Annotated in this window: 16 protein-coding genes and 1 tRNA gene; 4 read left to right on the forward strand and 13 right to left on the reverse strand. The window is 52.4% G+C overall.

Going from position 1 to position 13,781, the window contains the following annotated elements:
- The first annotated feature begins 73 nt into the window (after positions 1-73).
- Entirely contained in the window at positions 74-832 is a 759-nt protein-coding gene (locus HALTITAN_RS05980; protein ID WP_009286560.1) for a DUF3750 domain-containing protein, read from the forward strand.
- 180 nt (positions 833-1,012) lie between these two features.
- Here the strand turns inward: HALTITAN_RS05980 and mntR are convergent, their stop codons facing one another.
- On the reverse strand, positions 1,013-1,492 hold the full coding sequence (mntR, locus tag HALTITAN_RS05985; protein WP_022523680.1) for a manganese-binding transcriptional regulator MntR: 480 nt from the start codon (positions 1,490-1,492) through the stop codon (positions 1,013-1,015).
- Between the two features lie 200 nt (positions 1,493-1,692).
- On the opposite strand from mntR, the gene HALTITAN_RS25275 reads away from it, so the two are divergent.
- Entirely contained in the window at positions 1,693-1,878 is a 186-nt protein-coding gene (locus tag HALTITAN_RS25275; RefSeq protein WP_152419232.1) for a hypothetical protein, read from the forward strand.
- 27 nt (positions 1,879-1,905) lie between these two features.
- Here HALTITAN_RS25275 and HALTITAN_RS05990 read toward each other — a convergent pair whose 3' ends face one another.
- The 5 genes from HALTITAN_RS05990 to HALTITAN_RS06005 all read right to left on the reverse strand — a co-directional run bounded on the left by HALTITAN_RS05990 (position 1,906) and on the right by HALTITAN_RS06005 (position 5,272).
- Positions 1,906-2,253: a P-II family nitrogen regulator gene (locus HALTITAN_RS05990; RefSeq protein ID WP_027959268.1), complete on the reverse strand. Its 348-nt coding sequence runs from the start codon at positions 2,251-2,253 to the stop codon at positions 1,906-1,908.
- Between the two features lie 15 nt (positions 2,254-2,268).
- Positions 2,269-3,057 carry a Na,Li,K/H(+) antiporter subunit UmpB gene (gene umpB / locus HALTITAN_RS05995; protein WP_009286562.1) on the reverse strand — a complete coding sequence of 263 codons (789 nt, stop codon included), beginning with the start codon at positions 3,055-3,057 and terminating at the stop codon, positions 2,269-2,271.
- Positions 3,054-3,821 carry a DUF1538 domain-containing protein gene (locus HALTITAN_RS06000; protein WP_083868713.1) on the reverse strand — a complete coding sequence of 256 codons (768 nt, stop codon included), beginning with the start codon at positions 3,819-3,821 and terminating at the stop codon, positions 3,054-3,056. Before HALTITAN_RS06000 ends, umpB begins: the two co-directional genes overlap by 4 nt.
- Before the next feature lie 120 nt (positions 3,822-3,941).
- The gene (locus tag HALTITAN_RS26180) at positions 3,942-4,067 is read right to left on the reverse strand and encodes a hypothetical protein (protein ID WP_268871412.1); all 126 of its coding nucleotides are present in this window, start codon (positions 4,065-4,067) and stop codon (positions 3,942-3,944) included.
- The gene (locus HALTITAN_RS06005) at positions 4,064-5,272 is read right to left on the reverse strand and encodes an MFS transporter (RefSeq protein ID WP_039858333.1); all 1,209 of its coding nucleotides are present in this window, start codon (positions 5,270-5,272) and stop codon (positions 4,064-4,066) included. Before HALTITAN_RS06005 ends, HALTITAN_RS26180 begins: the two co-directional genes overlap by 4 nt.
- Positions 5,273-5,438: 166 nt before the next feature.
- Here HALTITAN_RS06005 and HALTITAN_RS06010 point away from each other — a divergent pair, with 166 nt between their 5' ends.
- Positions 5,439-6,788, forward strand: coding sequence for a Na+/H+ antiporter family protein (locus HALTITAN_RS06010; RefSeq protein WP_027959271.1), 1,350 nt, complete (start codon positions 5,439-5,441; stop codon positions 6,786-6,788).
- A gap of 66 nt (positions 6,789-6,854) precedes the next feature.
- Here HALTITAN_RS06010 and HALTITAN_RS06015 read toward each other — a convergent pair whose 3' ends face one another.
- The 4 genes from HALTITAN_RS06015 to HALTITAN_RS06030 all read right to left on the reverse strand — a co-directional run bounded on the left by HALTITAN_RS06015 (position 6,855) and on the right by HALTITAN_RS06030 (position 10,530).
- Positions 6,855-7,586 carry an RNA methyltransferase gene (locus tag HALTITAN_RS06015; RefSeq protein ID WP_027959272.1) on the reverse strand — a complete coding sequence of 244 codons (732 nt, stop codon included), beginning with the start codon at positions 7,584-7,586 and terminating at the stop codon, positions 6,855-6,857.
- Between the two features lie 200 nt (positions 7,587-7,786).
- Positions 7,787-9,430 (reverse strand): chaperonin GroEL, encoded by a 1,644-nt coding sequence (gene groL / locus HALTITAN_RS06020; RefSeq protein ID WP_039858335.1) that lies wholly within the window; start codon positions 9,428-9,430, stop codon positions 7,787-7,789.
- Between the two features lie 85 nt (positions 9,431-9,515).
- Positions 9,516-9,809: a co-chaperone GroES gene (locus HALTITAN_RS06025; RefSeq protein WP_027959273.1), complete on the reverse strand. Its 294-nt coding sequence runs from the start codon at positions 9,807-9,809 to the stop codon at positions 9,516-9,518.
- A gap of 235 nt (positions 9,810-10,044) precedes the next feature.
- Entirely contained in the window at positions 10,045-10,530 is a 486-nt protein-coding gene (locus HALTITAN_RS06030; protein ID WP_039858336.1) for an FxsA family protein, read from the reverse strand.
- Between the two features lie 181 nt (positions 10,531-10,711).
- Between HALTITAN_RS06030 and HALTITAN_RS06035 the strand changes: the two genes are divergently transcribed.
- Positions 10,712-11,473 carry an SDR family oxidoreductase gene (locus HALTITAN_RS06035; RefSeq protein ID WP_039858337.1) on the forward strand — a complete coding sequence of 254 codons (762 nt, stop codon included), beginning with the start codon at positions 10,712-10,714 and terminating at the stop codon, positions 11,471-11,473.
- 111 nt (positions 11,474-11,584) lie between these two features.
- Here the strand turns inward: HALTITAN_RS06035 and HALTITAN_RS06040 are convergent, their stop codons facing one another.
- From HALTITAN_RS06040 to HALTITAN_RS06050, 3 genes are all read right to left on the reverse strand, one after another.
- The gene (locus HALTITAN_RS06040) at positions 11,585-12,571 is read right to left on the reverse strand and encodes a hypothetical protein (protein WP_039858339.1); all 987 of its coding nucleotides are present in this window, start codon (positions 12,569-12,571) and stop codon (positions 11,585-11,587) included.
- A gap of 49 nt (positions 12,572-12,620) precedes the next feature.
- Positions 12,621-13,277: a hypothetical protein gene (locus tag HALTITAN_RS06045; RefSeq protein WP_009286565.1), complete on the reverse strand. Its 657-nt coding sequence runs from the start codon at positions 13,275-13,277 to the stop codon at positions 12,621-12,623.
- Between the two features lie 337 nt (positions 13,278-13,614).
- Positions 13,615-13,699: transfer RNA gene (locus HALTITAN_RS06050), tRNA-Leu, on the reverse strand.
- Positions 13,700-13,781 lie beyond the last annotated feature (82 nt).

The raw sequence follows: 13,781 nt of genomic DNA on the forward strand, positions 1-13,781 counted from the left end.
CGTTGGAATCTATACTTGCACCCATTGAGCTATCGCGGTAATAAGCAGATAATCTCCAATTACGGATAATGCGATGAAAATGCTAATGCGTTGGCTTCATAGTCTAGTGGCGCTGTTAGCGTTGCTGTTAGCGGGGCCTGTTTGGCTATTGGCGAGTAATCAGGTGGCGACCGATGGGCATTGGTCGTCGCTGGATCGGTCATCTGCTGGCATAGCGCCTGATCCAGCGGTGAACGCTGAAGCCGTCGTTCAGGTATATTCAGCCCGGGCTTATAACTGGCGCGGAGCGTTTGGCGAGCATATCTGGATTGCGACCAAGACTGAAAACGCCGATAGTTACCGACTGCATCAGGTGTTGAGCTGGCGGCGTCCCACGGTGGTGTCTTCAATCGACACGCCTGATCGAGCCTGGTTTGGCAGTCCTCCTACACTGTTGGCTGACTATCGCGGCGAGGCGGCTGCACAGATAATACCGCAGATAGAGGCCGCCGCCGCTGACTACCCACAAGCTGAGCTTTATCGAGTGTGGCCTGGCCCGAACAGCAATAGCTTTATTGCCTGGGTTATACGCGAAGTGCCAGGCTTTGAGGTGACGCTCCCGGTAACTGCTATTGGTAAGGATTATATTTTCAATGGCGTTTTTGCTGCTGCGCCCAGTGGCAGCGGTTACCAGCTGTCTTTGGGTGGGGTGGTTGGCATTATGTTGGCGCTTGAGGAGGGCATTGAACTTAACCTCCTGGGCTTGAGCTTTGGTATCGATGTTATGCGACCCGCTTTGAAATTGCCGGGCATCGGGCGGTTGGGGATGCCCGTCAAGGTAACAGAAGGTTGATCAATAAGAGTAAAAAACTGTGTTTGCAGATACTTTTTATTAAACTAGTAACTACTGGGCGCTGATGACACCAAGCTGCGTTGCTGACATTATCCAAACCACTTATTTGGAAATGATTTGGAACGGCGCCATCACCCAGGTGAATCAATTGCGTTTTCCCACTGATGAGGAGTAGTGGGGTTAGCTGTTTTGCTGCTGCTCGGTAAAGCGCTGCATAATGGCGAGGGTTTCGTCGCTCACATGGTGCTCCATGCCTTCAGCGTCAATACGCGCAGTCGCATCTCTCACCCCAAGGGCGCGTAAAAAGTGCAGCACGATATCGTGGCGAGCGCGTGACGTTTCCGCCATTTTTTGACCCGCTTCGGTTAGAAACAGCGAGCGATATGGCTTGCTAGTAACCAACTCCAGCTCATTTAAACGCCGAATCATTTTTGAAACCGTCGCCTGGCTGACCGCCATACGGCTGGCAATGTCCGCCGCGCGCGCTTCGCCGCGGTGGGCCAGCAGGTCGCCAATTAGCTCAACGTAGTCTTCAATCAGTTCGGTTTCGTGGGCATTTCGCACCGTTGCATACTGCTGGGCATGCTGCTCCACAGGGGGCAGGGCATCTCCAGGAATGCTTGGGGCAGTCAATGAGGCGTTCGGATTAGAATCAGTCATTGGTAAATTATATCGGAAGCAGTGGGAACAATCATTGGATAGTCGCTGGGATAGTAACGTATTTTTGTGCAATATTGTTAGCCAAGGCTAAACTATTTGCACAATGCTTTCTTGTTGAGCTGCAGTCTACTTATCGGTCATGTACAAAAAAGGAGAGACAATGAGTAAGCGCAATCTGGTATGGCCTTGAGCCTACCGCTATGGCTGAGTGCTGCACTAGCCTGTACCGAAGCGCCCAGTGCCAAAGCGCAAGAGAATGCGACTTCTCCTTCCCTACCATCGTGGCGGGTTTGGTAACGGTGGGTATCATTTTAGTGGTGGCGATGCTTTGCTCGCCCAAGCACAGCCTGTTGCTGCGCCAGTGGCGTCGCTGGCGCATGTGTTGAAGCCCAAGACTAGCATCCCCTATATAGCTAAGCTTGATCCGCAGAATCAGAAAGCGATTTGATCTGATTTTTAACGCCCACAGCGTCTTCGACGTCCAATTGAAAGGCGATACCTGTACCGGGGGTCTCATCAAATTCGCCTACTTGGGCGATCGCCTCGAGAATGTGGCGGCTGCGGTGCTCTTCTGCCAGGAACAGAAGCATATCCCGCTGCGCGGTAATCTCCATGCCAAAAATGCCTTGCGCTTTATTAAGCCCTTCCCCGCGGGCGTTATTGATCACCGTGGCGCCGGTAGAGCCCGCGTGGCGAGCGGCTTCAAGAATAGAGTCGGTTAATTCGTCTTCCACCATGGCAACTATCAGTTTAAAGCGCATCGTGATCTCCTTTTCCTAACCACTTGCTTTACAAGAGGGTAAGTCATTTGCTGAGCGTGTCCGCGTGGCTCGCCATTGAGCAATTTGGGCGTAGCCCATCACGGTAATGATGGGGAATAAACAGGCAAGCGCGATCATCCCGAACCCATCCATTACCGGGCTGCGCCCAGGGATTTCAGTTGCAAGGCCTAAGCCTAACGCAGCAATAATCGGTACGGTAATAGTTGACGTTGTGACGCCGCCCGAGTCGAATGCCAGCGGAATGATGGATCTGGGCGAGCGCAGGGTTTGAACAATGACCAGCAAGTAAGCGGCGAAAACGAACCACTGTAAAGGCCAGCCCATCACAATACGCCAAGTACCTAGGGTGATCCCAAAGGCCATACCGAGTGCAACCGCAATGCGCAGCATCAAGGGATCAATCGTGCCACCGGAAATCTCGCCTGCTTTCAGCGAAACTGCAATGAGCGATGGCTCGGCAATGGTAGTACTGGCGCCAATAGCAAAGGCGAAGATATATACCCAGTAGTAGTCACTCCAATGCCGCTGGGCTCCCTCGGTTAAGCTTGGCAAAAAATCATGGTTGGTGAGCTGGGTGGCCATTAACTCACCCATTGGAAACAGTGCTTGTTCCAGGCCGACTAAAAAAAACGACAGCCCCACCCAAACCATAAGAAAACCAACCAAGACCTGCGGCAGACGCTTTACAGGTTTGCGGATGACCAAGTATTGGAAGCCGAAAACGATTGCAGCGATAGGCAAAATATCCAGCAGCGTTCCCCAAAAAGTGGTGATAAGGGTCATGGATCGACTCCTGGTATCAGGTGAATGCCAACAATGCCAAATATCAGCACAAAAATAATCGGCATCACTGATGCCAATGCAATCAGCCCAAAACCATCGAGCATCGGGCTGCGGCCTTTGATTGAAGACGCCAAGCCTACGCCCAATGCTGTCACCAGCGGCACCGTGATGGTAGAGGTTGTGACACCGCCAGAGTCATAGGCAATGCCAACCATCTCTGCGGGGGCGAGCAGGGTTAACAACAGCACTAGCACGTAGCCAGCAATAATCATTAAATGTAGCGGCCAGCCTTTAAAAATGCGTACCACGCCTATGACTACCGCTAAACCCACAGACGCTGCCACTACCATGCGAAGCGCAAAGGCAAAGCTGTTTTGTGCACTAACGCTGTTATCGATAAGTCCGCCTTGGGCAACAACTTCAGCCGCTCGGGCAGCGATGGCGATCAAGGCTGGCTCGGCGACGGTAGAGCCAAGCCCCAGTGCAAAAGCAAACACCAGTAGCCATGTTATTGAGCCTTTTTTTACGAATGCTCGCGCTAGGTTCTCGCCCAATGGGAATAGTCCCAGCTCAAGCCCTTTAATAAAAAGGGTCAGACCTAAAACAACAAACACTAGGCCTAAGGCCAGGTCCATCAAGGCGAGAGAGTCGGGCAGTGGCTGGCGAATCACCACTAACTGGAAAAATGCCATCACCAATACCACCGGCGCAAGGTCGCGCAGGCTATCTTTAAGTTGGCGAGCGAGCGATACCACAAGATCCATTAAATTTTCCACGAGTCAGGGGGATAGCAGCGCTGAAGCACTATCTCATTAATGCCAGAGTGTAGAAGGAAAGAGTATCCAAAAAGTTGATCCTGCGCATAAAGATGAGCGTGAGTGCATTTAACAAAGCCGGCTACCTAATAGCAGCAGCGATGGGTCTAACCTGTGCCAGCCCCACCATGCGAGCATTAAACAGGTAAACAGCAGAGTTGCCACCATGGCCTTGAGTAAATTATTGCGTGTCATGGGATCACCGTTGTTGACTGCGAGCGCTCGAGCGGCTTTTCATTGATAAACCAATGCAGTGCAGCAGCGACGACCGAGAGCACAATAGCAATTTGCCAGACCGTATTGTAGTTGCCAGTAAGGTCATAAAAATAGCCACCCAGCCATACACCCATAAAAGAGCCTAACTGGTGAAACAGAAATACGATGCCGCCCAGCATGGAGAGGTGACGAACACCAAACACGGAAGCCACAATGCCGTTGGTTAATGGTACGGTAGAGAGCCATAGAAGCCCCATGACGATACCAAATAGGTAAGCGCTGGTTGGGCTTAACGGCAAATAAACAAACGCCGTAATCACTACGCCGCGAATCAAATAGAGCCAGGTTAGCAGCTTGGGTTTTGACCAGATGCCGCCCATCCAACCCGCGGTATAAGTGCCAACAATATTAAACAGTCCCACTAAGGCCAGTACCGTCGTACCCACCTTTACCGCCAGGCCGTTATCGAATAAGTAGCCGGGGAGGTGCACGGCAATGAACACCACCTGAAAGCCACAGACAAAAAAGCCTAAACAGAGTAGCCAGAAGCCTTTTTGGCCTGCTGCTTCGTTGAGCGCATCTTTGAGGCTTAAATCGGATGCCGTTTTGGCGGAGGGCTTGTCGCGCAGCATTGCCCCCAGGGGCAGAATGATGGTCGCGATAGCTGCCATCGCCATCAGCGCTGCGGCCCAGCCGAGCCACTCGAGCAAACCCAGAGTGCCAGGCAGCATGGCAAATTGCCCAAACGAGCCCGCTGCGCTAACGATCCCCATGGCCATACTGCGTTTTTCAGGCGCCACTGCGCGCCCCACAGCACCTAAAATAACCGAGAATGTGGTACCGGAGAGGCCAAGGCCAATCAACAGCCCGGCGCTGACCGTCATGCCTAGTTCTGACGTAGAGAGGCTCATAAACAGCAGCCCCAAGGCATACAGCAAGCCGCCAACAACGATAATCCTGGCCGCACCGAAGCGATCCGCGAGCGCCCCGGTAAAGGGTTGCGATAAGCCCCAAACCAGGTTTTGTAAGGCTAGTGCAAAAGCAAATACACCACGCCCCCAGCCGAGCTCGCTGCTGAGGGGCTCCATAAAGAGCCCGAAACCATGGCGTAAGCCCATGGCCGTGGAAATAACCAAGCTTCCCAATATAATCAGCAGCAGTGAGTGGCGAAGAACGAAGGCCATGATGTTCTCTTTGTTGGCAGGCTAACAGTTAGCTCACTATCGCATGCGTTGTGCGCTTTTAGAAGCTAGGAATAGGTAAGTAAGGCAGTATTAGTTTTATGCTATTAATCTGCTAAAATCCGCCCCCTTCGCCGTTAATGACCTCTCAATAGCTCTAAGGATTTTCATGAATGCAGTAATTCTTGCGGTGCTGGTGATGGTGGCGCTATCGCTGGCGCGTGTCTCGGTGGTATTTGCGTTAGTGGTGGGCGCTTTAGTCGGCGGTTTAGTGGGCGGGTTGTCACTAGAACAAACTCTGGAAGCCTTTAATACAGGCGTGGGCGGCGGGGCCCAGGTGGCGCTGGCCTACGCCACTTTGGGGGCCTTCGCTGTGGCGATCTCTCGCTCTGGGCTACCGGATATGCTGGCTAATCGTTTGATTACGCTGCTGGGTAAAAAAGAGGCAACCGTTGCGCAGCAGACGCGGGTCAAAATGCTGTTGCTAACGGCTGTGTTGTTGGTGGCTATTTCTTCTCAGAACGCTATCCCGGTACATATTGCCTTTATACCGGTGCTGATTCCGCCGCTATTAACCGTGATGAACCGCTTAAAGTTGGATCGACGCGCGGTGGCCTGTGCGCTCACCTTTGGTTTAACGGCCCCTTATATGCTGCTGCCGGTAGGGTTTGGGGCGATCTTTCTAAACGATATTCTTTTGGCCAACTTAAATAGCGCTGGGGAACCGCTGGGTTTAGAGATCACCCGTGGCATGGTGCCGCTGGCCATGGCAGTACCGGTAGGGGGGATGGCACTGGGGCTAATCGTTGCGCTATTTTGGAGTTACCGCCGCCCGCGTGAGTATCAAGCCGAAGATATCGCTAACGCCAACGTTGCCGAAGGCCATACGCCCGCCAAACCGCATAGGCTGGGGCTTGTGATGTCGGGGGTGGCAATCGTCGCAGCGCTCGGCCTCCAGCTTTACAGTGGCTCAATGATACTGGGGGGCTTGGTAGGGATTGGCCTGCTTTCAATGGGGGGCATCTTTAAGTGGCGCGAAGCTGACGATCTATTTACCAGCGGTATGCGCATGATGGCGCTGATTGGTTTTATCATGATCTCCGCAGCGGGCTTTGCCGAGGTCATGAAAACCACGGGAGAGATTGATGCCCTGGTGTCAGGAGCTTTTTCACTCTTTGGCGATAACCGTGGGCTAGCGGCGCTGGTGATGCTGTTGGTAGGGCTATTCATTACCCTGGGTATCGGCTCGTCGTTCTCAACCATTCCCATTATTGCTGCCATCTTTGTGCCCTTGGCGGTACAGTTTGGCTTCTCTCCCATGGCCACGGTGGTGCTGGTGGGTACGGCAGCGGCGTTGGGTGATGCAGGCTCGCCTGCCTCTGACTCTACCCTGGGCCCCACTTCAGGCCTTAACGTTGACCGTCAGCACGATCATATGTGGGACAGCGTGGTGCCAACGTTTCTGCACTACAACATTCCGTTAGTCGGCTTTGGCTGGCTAGCGGCAATGATGCTCTAAAAGCCTTATCTTCAAACTAAAAAGGGACAACTTGGTTGTCCCTTTTTAGTCGCTTTAACTCTATCACTATTTAGGCAGATGGCTTTCAAACGCGCTTAATAGCCCCCGCAGAAGCGAAAGCTCTTTGCGGCTGGGTTGAGCACGGGCGAAGAGCGCCTGAAGTTGCTCTTCAGTGCGGGCGTGGGGCTGGGTTAAAAAGCCACTTTCCTGCATTAAGCGGCCCAGATGCGCTTGAAAGTGTAAGAACTGTTCGCGGCTGGGTGGCGTTGCCTCTAGCGGGCGCTGATAAGTAAAACCGCTCCCATCACCTTTACGCCAGGCGCGATGTACTTCATAAGCGAGTATCTGTACCGCCTGGGATAGATTCAGAATACCGTAATCAGGGTTGGCAGGAATGCTGACCTGATGCGTGCAGCAGCGAATCTCATCGTTAGTCAGCCCCGAACGTTCACGCCCAAACACCAGTGCCACCGGCGCCGTTTGAGCGTTCTGGATGACGTCTGTTGCCATCTCATCAGGTTCGTCAAAGTGGGGAAGGGGCAGGCTGCGCAAGCGTGCACTGGCACCCACGACCTGCACGCAGTCGTTAACGGCTTCCTCCAGCGAGGTAACCACCCGCGCACTCTCCAGGACATCAGTGGCACCCGCCGCTAGCCGATTTGCTTCTTCATCGGGGAATAGGCGCGGATTAACCAGCACCAGCTCGGTCAGGCCCATGGTTTTCATGGCTCGCGCGGCAGCGCCGATATTGCCGGGATGGAAGGTCTGAACGAGTACGATACGGATATGCTGCAACATGCGCTGGTGCCCAGTAGTGAAAATGTAGCTTAAAAAAATCGCCCAGATAGTAGCACGTTCGGCCCTGGAAATGGCTGACAAAACGCTATCGACAACCTCACGCCTGTAGGCGCCTCAAAACGCAAGAACCCCGCACAAGGCGGGGTTCTTGTTGACAGCTAAATGCTAGCCGTCGATAGAGCGAAGGGCTCAGGGGTGCATTACATCATGCCGCCCATACCACCCATTCCGCCCATGCCACCCATATCAGGTGCAGAGTCTTTCTCTTCAGGGTCTTCTGCGATCATGCACTCAGTGGTGATCATCAGGCCAGCAACAGAACCAGCGGACTGCAGTGCAGTACGGGTTACTTTCGCTGGATCCAGGACGCCCATTTCAAACAGGTCGCCATACTCACCGGTTTGTGCGTTGTAGCCGAAGTTGCCTTCGCCATCTTTCACACGGTTAATCACAACGGCAGGCTCTTCACCAGCGTTGGAAACGATTTGACGCAGTGGTGACTGCATAGCGCGTAGCGCCATGTTGATACCGTGATTCTGGTCTTCGTTATCGCCAGTAAGGCCCTGTACTTTGGCCATTACGCGAACTAGTGCTGTACCGCCACCTGGCACCACGCCTTCTTCAACGGCTGCACGAGTAGAGTGCAGAGCGTCTTCAACACGGGCTTTCTTCTCTTTCATTTCCACTTCGGTGGCAGCACCGACGCGGATAACGGCAACACCGCCTGCCAGTTTGGCAACGCGCTCTTGCAGTTTCTCTTTGTCGTAGTCAGAAGAGGTGTCTTCGATTTGCGCGCGGATCTGGCTAACGCGTGCTTCGATATCGCCTTCTGCACCAGCACCATCGATGATAGTGGTGTTTTCTTTAGACATCGTCATGCGCTTAGCAGTACCCAGGTGATCCAGGTTGGCTTGCTCAAGCGTCAGGCCGACTTCTTCAGAAATGACCGTGCCGTTAGTCAGAATAGCGATATCCTGCAGCATGGACTTACGACGGTCGCCGAAGCCCGGTGCTTTAGCAGCGGCTACTTTAACGATACCGCGCATGTTGTTTACAACCAACGTTGCCAGGGCTTCGCCTTCGATATCTTCAGCGATGATGGCCAGTGGCTTGCCTTGCTTGGCAACAGCTTCGAGAATCGGCAGCAGCTCACGGATGTTGGAGATCTTTTTATCCACTAGCAGGATGTAGGGATCTTCCAGTTCAACCGTCATGGTGTCCTGGTTGGTAACGAAGTAGGGCGAGAGGTAGCCGCGGTCAAACTGCATACCTTCAACGACTTCCAGCTCGTCTTCAAAGCCACGGCCTTCATCAACAGTGATGACGCCTTCTTTGCCGACTTTTTCCATCGCTTCGGCGATGATTTCACCGATGCGTTTGTCGCCGTTTGCAGAGATAGTGCCTACCTGAGCAATCGACTTGGTATCGGTGCAAGGTACCGACATGGCTTTGATTTCTTTAACCGCGGCGTTGACCGCTTGGTCGATGCCGCGCTTAAGATCCATCGGGTTCATGCCCGCCGTCACGCCTTTCAGGCCTTCAGCGATAATGGCCTGGGCCAGAACAGTAGCGGTAGTCGTGCCATCGCCTGCAGCGTCAGAAGTCTGTGAAGCGACTTCTTTCACCATTTGCGCGCCCATGTTTTCGAACTTGTCTTTCAGTTCGATCTCTTTGGCAACAGAAACACCGTCTTTAGTAACGGTGGGGGAGCCGAAAGATTTTTCCAGTACTACGTTACGGCCTTTCGGGCCGAGGGTAACTTTTACCGCGTTGGCGAGAACGTCGACACCGCGGGCCATGCGTTTACGAGCATCATCGGAGAACTTAACTTGTTTAGCTGACATATCTGCTACTTCCTAATATTGAATGCAAAAACGTGAAAGTAAATAGTCGAAGCACTGGTTAAATAAGTACCAGCTGCAACGATGCTTAGCCTTCAACAACGGCAAGAATATCGGCTTCGCTCATGATCAAGACTTCTTCGCCGTCGATTTTTTGCTTCTCGACGCCATAGCCATCTTTAAAGATCACGTTATCGCCAACCTTAACGTCTAGCGGACGGACATCGCCATTTTCCAGAATGCGACCATTACCGACGGCGAGTATTTCACCGCGTGTCGGTTTTTCTGCTGCATTGCCCGGAAGCACGATGCCGCCTGCGGTTTTTTGCTCTTCTTCAACGCGACGGACGATGACACGATCGTGCAAAGGACGGATATTCATTCACGTTCTCCTGAGTATGGTTGAAGCCCTGGTGAGGGCGGTTAGCCTAAAAGTGTTCTCGAGGGAGTAACCCGCGAGAAGTGAAGACCTCACGGTCTTCTTTGTTAATGGCAGCTACCGTCTCGATCGCTACCGAATTTGTGTGCTGAATGAAAAATGGGGGCTGCGAATGGCCTTTCAAGGGGGAGAGTAATAAAAAAATTGCTTTTCCGCTGAATTTCTTCCGAAGAAAACCTCAGCGACGGCGTGGGGGCTCATCTCGACTAATAAAATCACCTTCAATCGGGCCATCCTGTTGTGAAGACTGGCTGTTTTGATATTCATTGGGCCGAGCTGATGAAGCGCTGGGGCCTTGCTGTTGTCCGGCAACTTTTTTAAGCCCCAGCCAGGTAAGTGCTTTGAACATCAATTGCCGCGCGCTGGGGATCAAGCATGCCAAGCCTACTGCATCAGACAAAAAGCCTGGGGCCATTAATAAGGCACCGCCGAAGATAAGTGCAGCGCCAGTTAATAGCTCACTGGAGGGGAGTTCACCAGCCTCCATGCGCTGGCGTGCCCGCGCAAAGGTGGATACACCCTCTTTACGAATCAGATGTAGCCCGGCAAAACCTGTGCCGAGCACTAAAAGTAGGGTGGTGAGTAGGCCGATCTGGCTGCCAATCGAAAACAGAACCACAAAATCCAGTAGAGTGAAAAGTGATATAAAAATAAGAATAGGCATGGCTAACTCCCGAAAAAGCGACTCGATAACAGTCGTAAATGCGTAATATGGTGACATAAATATAAATAGCAAGCAGCTGACATGACGTATTCCAGCGATGATGTAGCTCGATTTATGTCCATAATTCTTCTATGCTGCGATGCACAATGAAGCTGCTTTAATCTTTTGTAAGGAGTCACGAATGGTACTTACCGATAAAGTCATTGCAGTCACGGGTGGGGCGCGAGGGTTGGGTTATGCCATGGCGCTGCGCTTGGGCAGGCAAGGTGCACGCATGGCGCTATTGGATATGAGCGCTGAAGCGCTTGATCAGGCAGTATCGCAACTTGCCGCTGAAGGTATCGATGCCCAGGCGTTTGTGGTGAATGTCGCCGAAGAAGCCTCCGTGACTCAGGCGTTTGCCGATATCGCGCAACGCATGGGGCCTATCAGCGGTTGTGTCAATAATGCAGGCATTACCCAGGATGCGCTGCTGGTAAAAGCCAAAGAGGGGCAAGTGGAAAAGCGCATGTCCTTAGAGGCTTGGCAAAACGTTATTAATGTCAATTTAACTGGCGTTTTCCTATGTGGTCGCGAAGCCGCCACCCAGATGATTGAAGCCGGGCATGAAGGCGTGATCGTCAATATCTCCAGTATTTCCCGGGCAGGCAATATGGGGCAAAGCAATTACGCTGCCGCAAAAGCGGGCGTACATGCGTTGACCGTCACTTGGAGCCAGGAGTTGGCACGCTATGGTATTCGTACCGGCACCGTAGCGCCTGGGTTTGTGGCTACCGAAATGACCGCTGCGATGCGTCCTGATATGTTGGAGCGTATCTCGTCAAGCGTGCCGTTAAAGCGTTTGGGTGAGCCCGATAATATTGCCCAAAGCGTTGCCTTTATTATGGAGAACGACTACTTCACTGGGCGCATCATTGAGTGTGACGGCGGTTTACGACTGTAGTTTCTTTGCCGTGGTAAGACAAAGGCGTGTTGCATAGATGGGCGGCTCTAAAAGGCCGCCCGCGTTGTGTGTGTAGATGAGCGCGTGAACTCACTCATCTGTACATAACGCTTAAAAGTAGTCGCGGTTAATTTTGCGCTGAAAGTACATCTCAAGGCGCAGGGTCATCGCCCAGCGTGGGTCGTAGCTGACATCGCGCTGGAAATGTAGCTCCGGAATCACATCGGCGAATAAAATACCTTTATGAAGATCGCGGCGGTAGCGCGTCTGAAGATAGTAATTGGTCATGCGAGGATTGGACGCGCTTTCACCGATGGCTATCGCCGAGTAGCGCAGTGCACTGCGGCGGTTGATACGGTGATTGATTTCGGCAACCTCACTGTACTCCAGTTTGTCTTCTTCCTCGCGCCACTGAACTGTAGAGATAAAGCGTAAATGGCGGCGTTTGCTCAACGGTCGGCCGACATCCCAGCGTGTGCGCGCTGAGTAGCCTTCATTGTTGAACCATGAGACGCGGTTATTTGACTCAAGCTGCCACGGCCCTTCACCCAGTTGCCACAGGCGCTCGCTGGTAAAACGCACGTAGGGGTCAAGAGGGAGGCGCAGGCGAACACCGGCACCTACTCGATTGCTCCAGTTTTCGCGTTTATCACGGCTTTCTAACCAATCCAGGCCGAGCGTAGAGCTGCGACGGTCACGCTGGTCATTGGCAAGGCGCCCAGAGCCCTGCTCTTCTAGGGTGCCTTGCGACTCTTCCGGGTCACTCTCGATGACCAGTCGCAGGCGATCCTCTGAGGTAGGTAGGTCAATACGGTAACGAAGGGTGGTGTCGCCGCGGGTGCCATCCCCCTCCATCCAATCAATCTCTTGGCCGAAACGCAGATAGGACTCGTTGTTGACCTGCATATGGTCGTCAGTGCCAAAGAATCCATCGATGCGGCGCGACGTGTTATCAACCCAGTTGCCTACGCTTTCACGAAACGGCTCAATGCGCTCTTCCGCCCACTCGGGTAAGTCACTATCTTCCTCTTCGGCATACACATTCGTCGAGACCGTAGTGAGTAGGCCAAGCCAGCAGAGGGTTAACAGTTTATGCATCGTCGATAGTCTCGGTAATGGGGCGTCGCTGCTTAACAATAGCGTTTATTTAGCGTGCTTTATGGGTCTCGATCTCTTTTGCCCACTCCAGCACACGCTTGCGTTGGCCACGGCTATTGAGTCGATCCGTATCGACGCTCGCCGGGATAAGCTGATGATTGGGTGGCGCGCTAAGGTCGAGGTTAAAGGTTCGTGACGCGCCTGTCGGCATATCCTCGGAGCCATAAATAGCGATAACGCGAATTTCAAGCTGAATATTCTGCTCTTGCAGTAGATTATCATCGATTTCCCAATAATCTTTAACCTGATTCACAATATCACCAAACGATTGAATGTTCAGATAATCCCCGGAAGCTAGCGGGCCTTGATGAGTGCGGTAGCTGGGTTCTTGTTGCTCACCTTGTTGGCTACCCGTTTGCTGTTCACCACCGTGCTGCTGGTACTCCACTACGTCAAGGGAGTAACTGCCCTTTTGGGTATGCAGTACCGCTACCAGGTGTTGAACATAGATCGCTTCGCTGCTCATATTGCTGATTAAGCAGATGGAGTCCACGCCGATACCTTTGCCGCGATTAATGATCACGCGGGGGCGACGCTGTCGTACATAGCCGTTATAAAGTAGCTGGGCGTAAAATACCCATACAAAGAGTGTGCAAATGCTCGCTACAGCCGAGATTGCCTGAGCATTATCGTTGAGCCATTCCATTATATGAGATCCTTCTCATTGTTATTGGTGTTAATCCCTGACGCGGGCTTTTGAGGATAGCCATTGAGGGAGGTTGGGTAGCATTATTTAGGAATAGAGACTAGCGGAAAAGTGGGGGTAAGTCAGCCAAATCGGCCTTTGATAGAGGTAGTATTGAGCAAATAACAGACACACAAAAAAATGGCATTAAGCCATGGGTATTTTTCAAACGAAGAGAAGGTGTTTTGCGAAGAATACTGACCAGAAAGCTATCCAGGTAGCGCTAACATCAAGCTGTTTGGAAGCTATTCAAAATACAAGAGGGGTTGTGCTAACTTCTTGAAAACTAACAAGTAATTGGTGCGGATGGGGAGACTCGAACTCCCACACCTTACGGCACTAGAACCTAAATCTAGCGTGTCTACCAATTCCACCACATCCGCTAAGACGAGGCGTATATTATCAACTTTGTGATAGAAGTCAATCAATGATTTGATATTAATGCATATGGCAGTCAGGAGAGGG

The organism is Vreelandella titanicae BH1 (assembly GCF_000336575.1).
Taxonomy (GTDB): Bacteria; Pseudomonadota; Gammaproteobacteria; order Pseudomonadales; family Halomonadaceae; genus Vreelandella; species Vreelandella titanicae.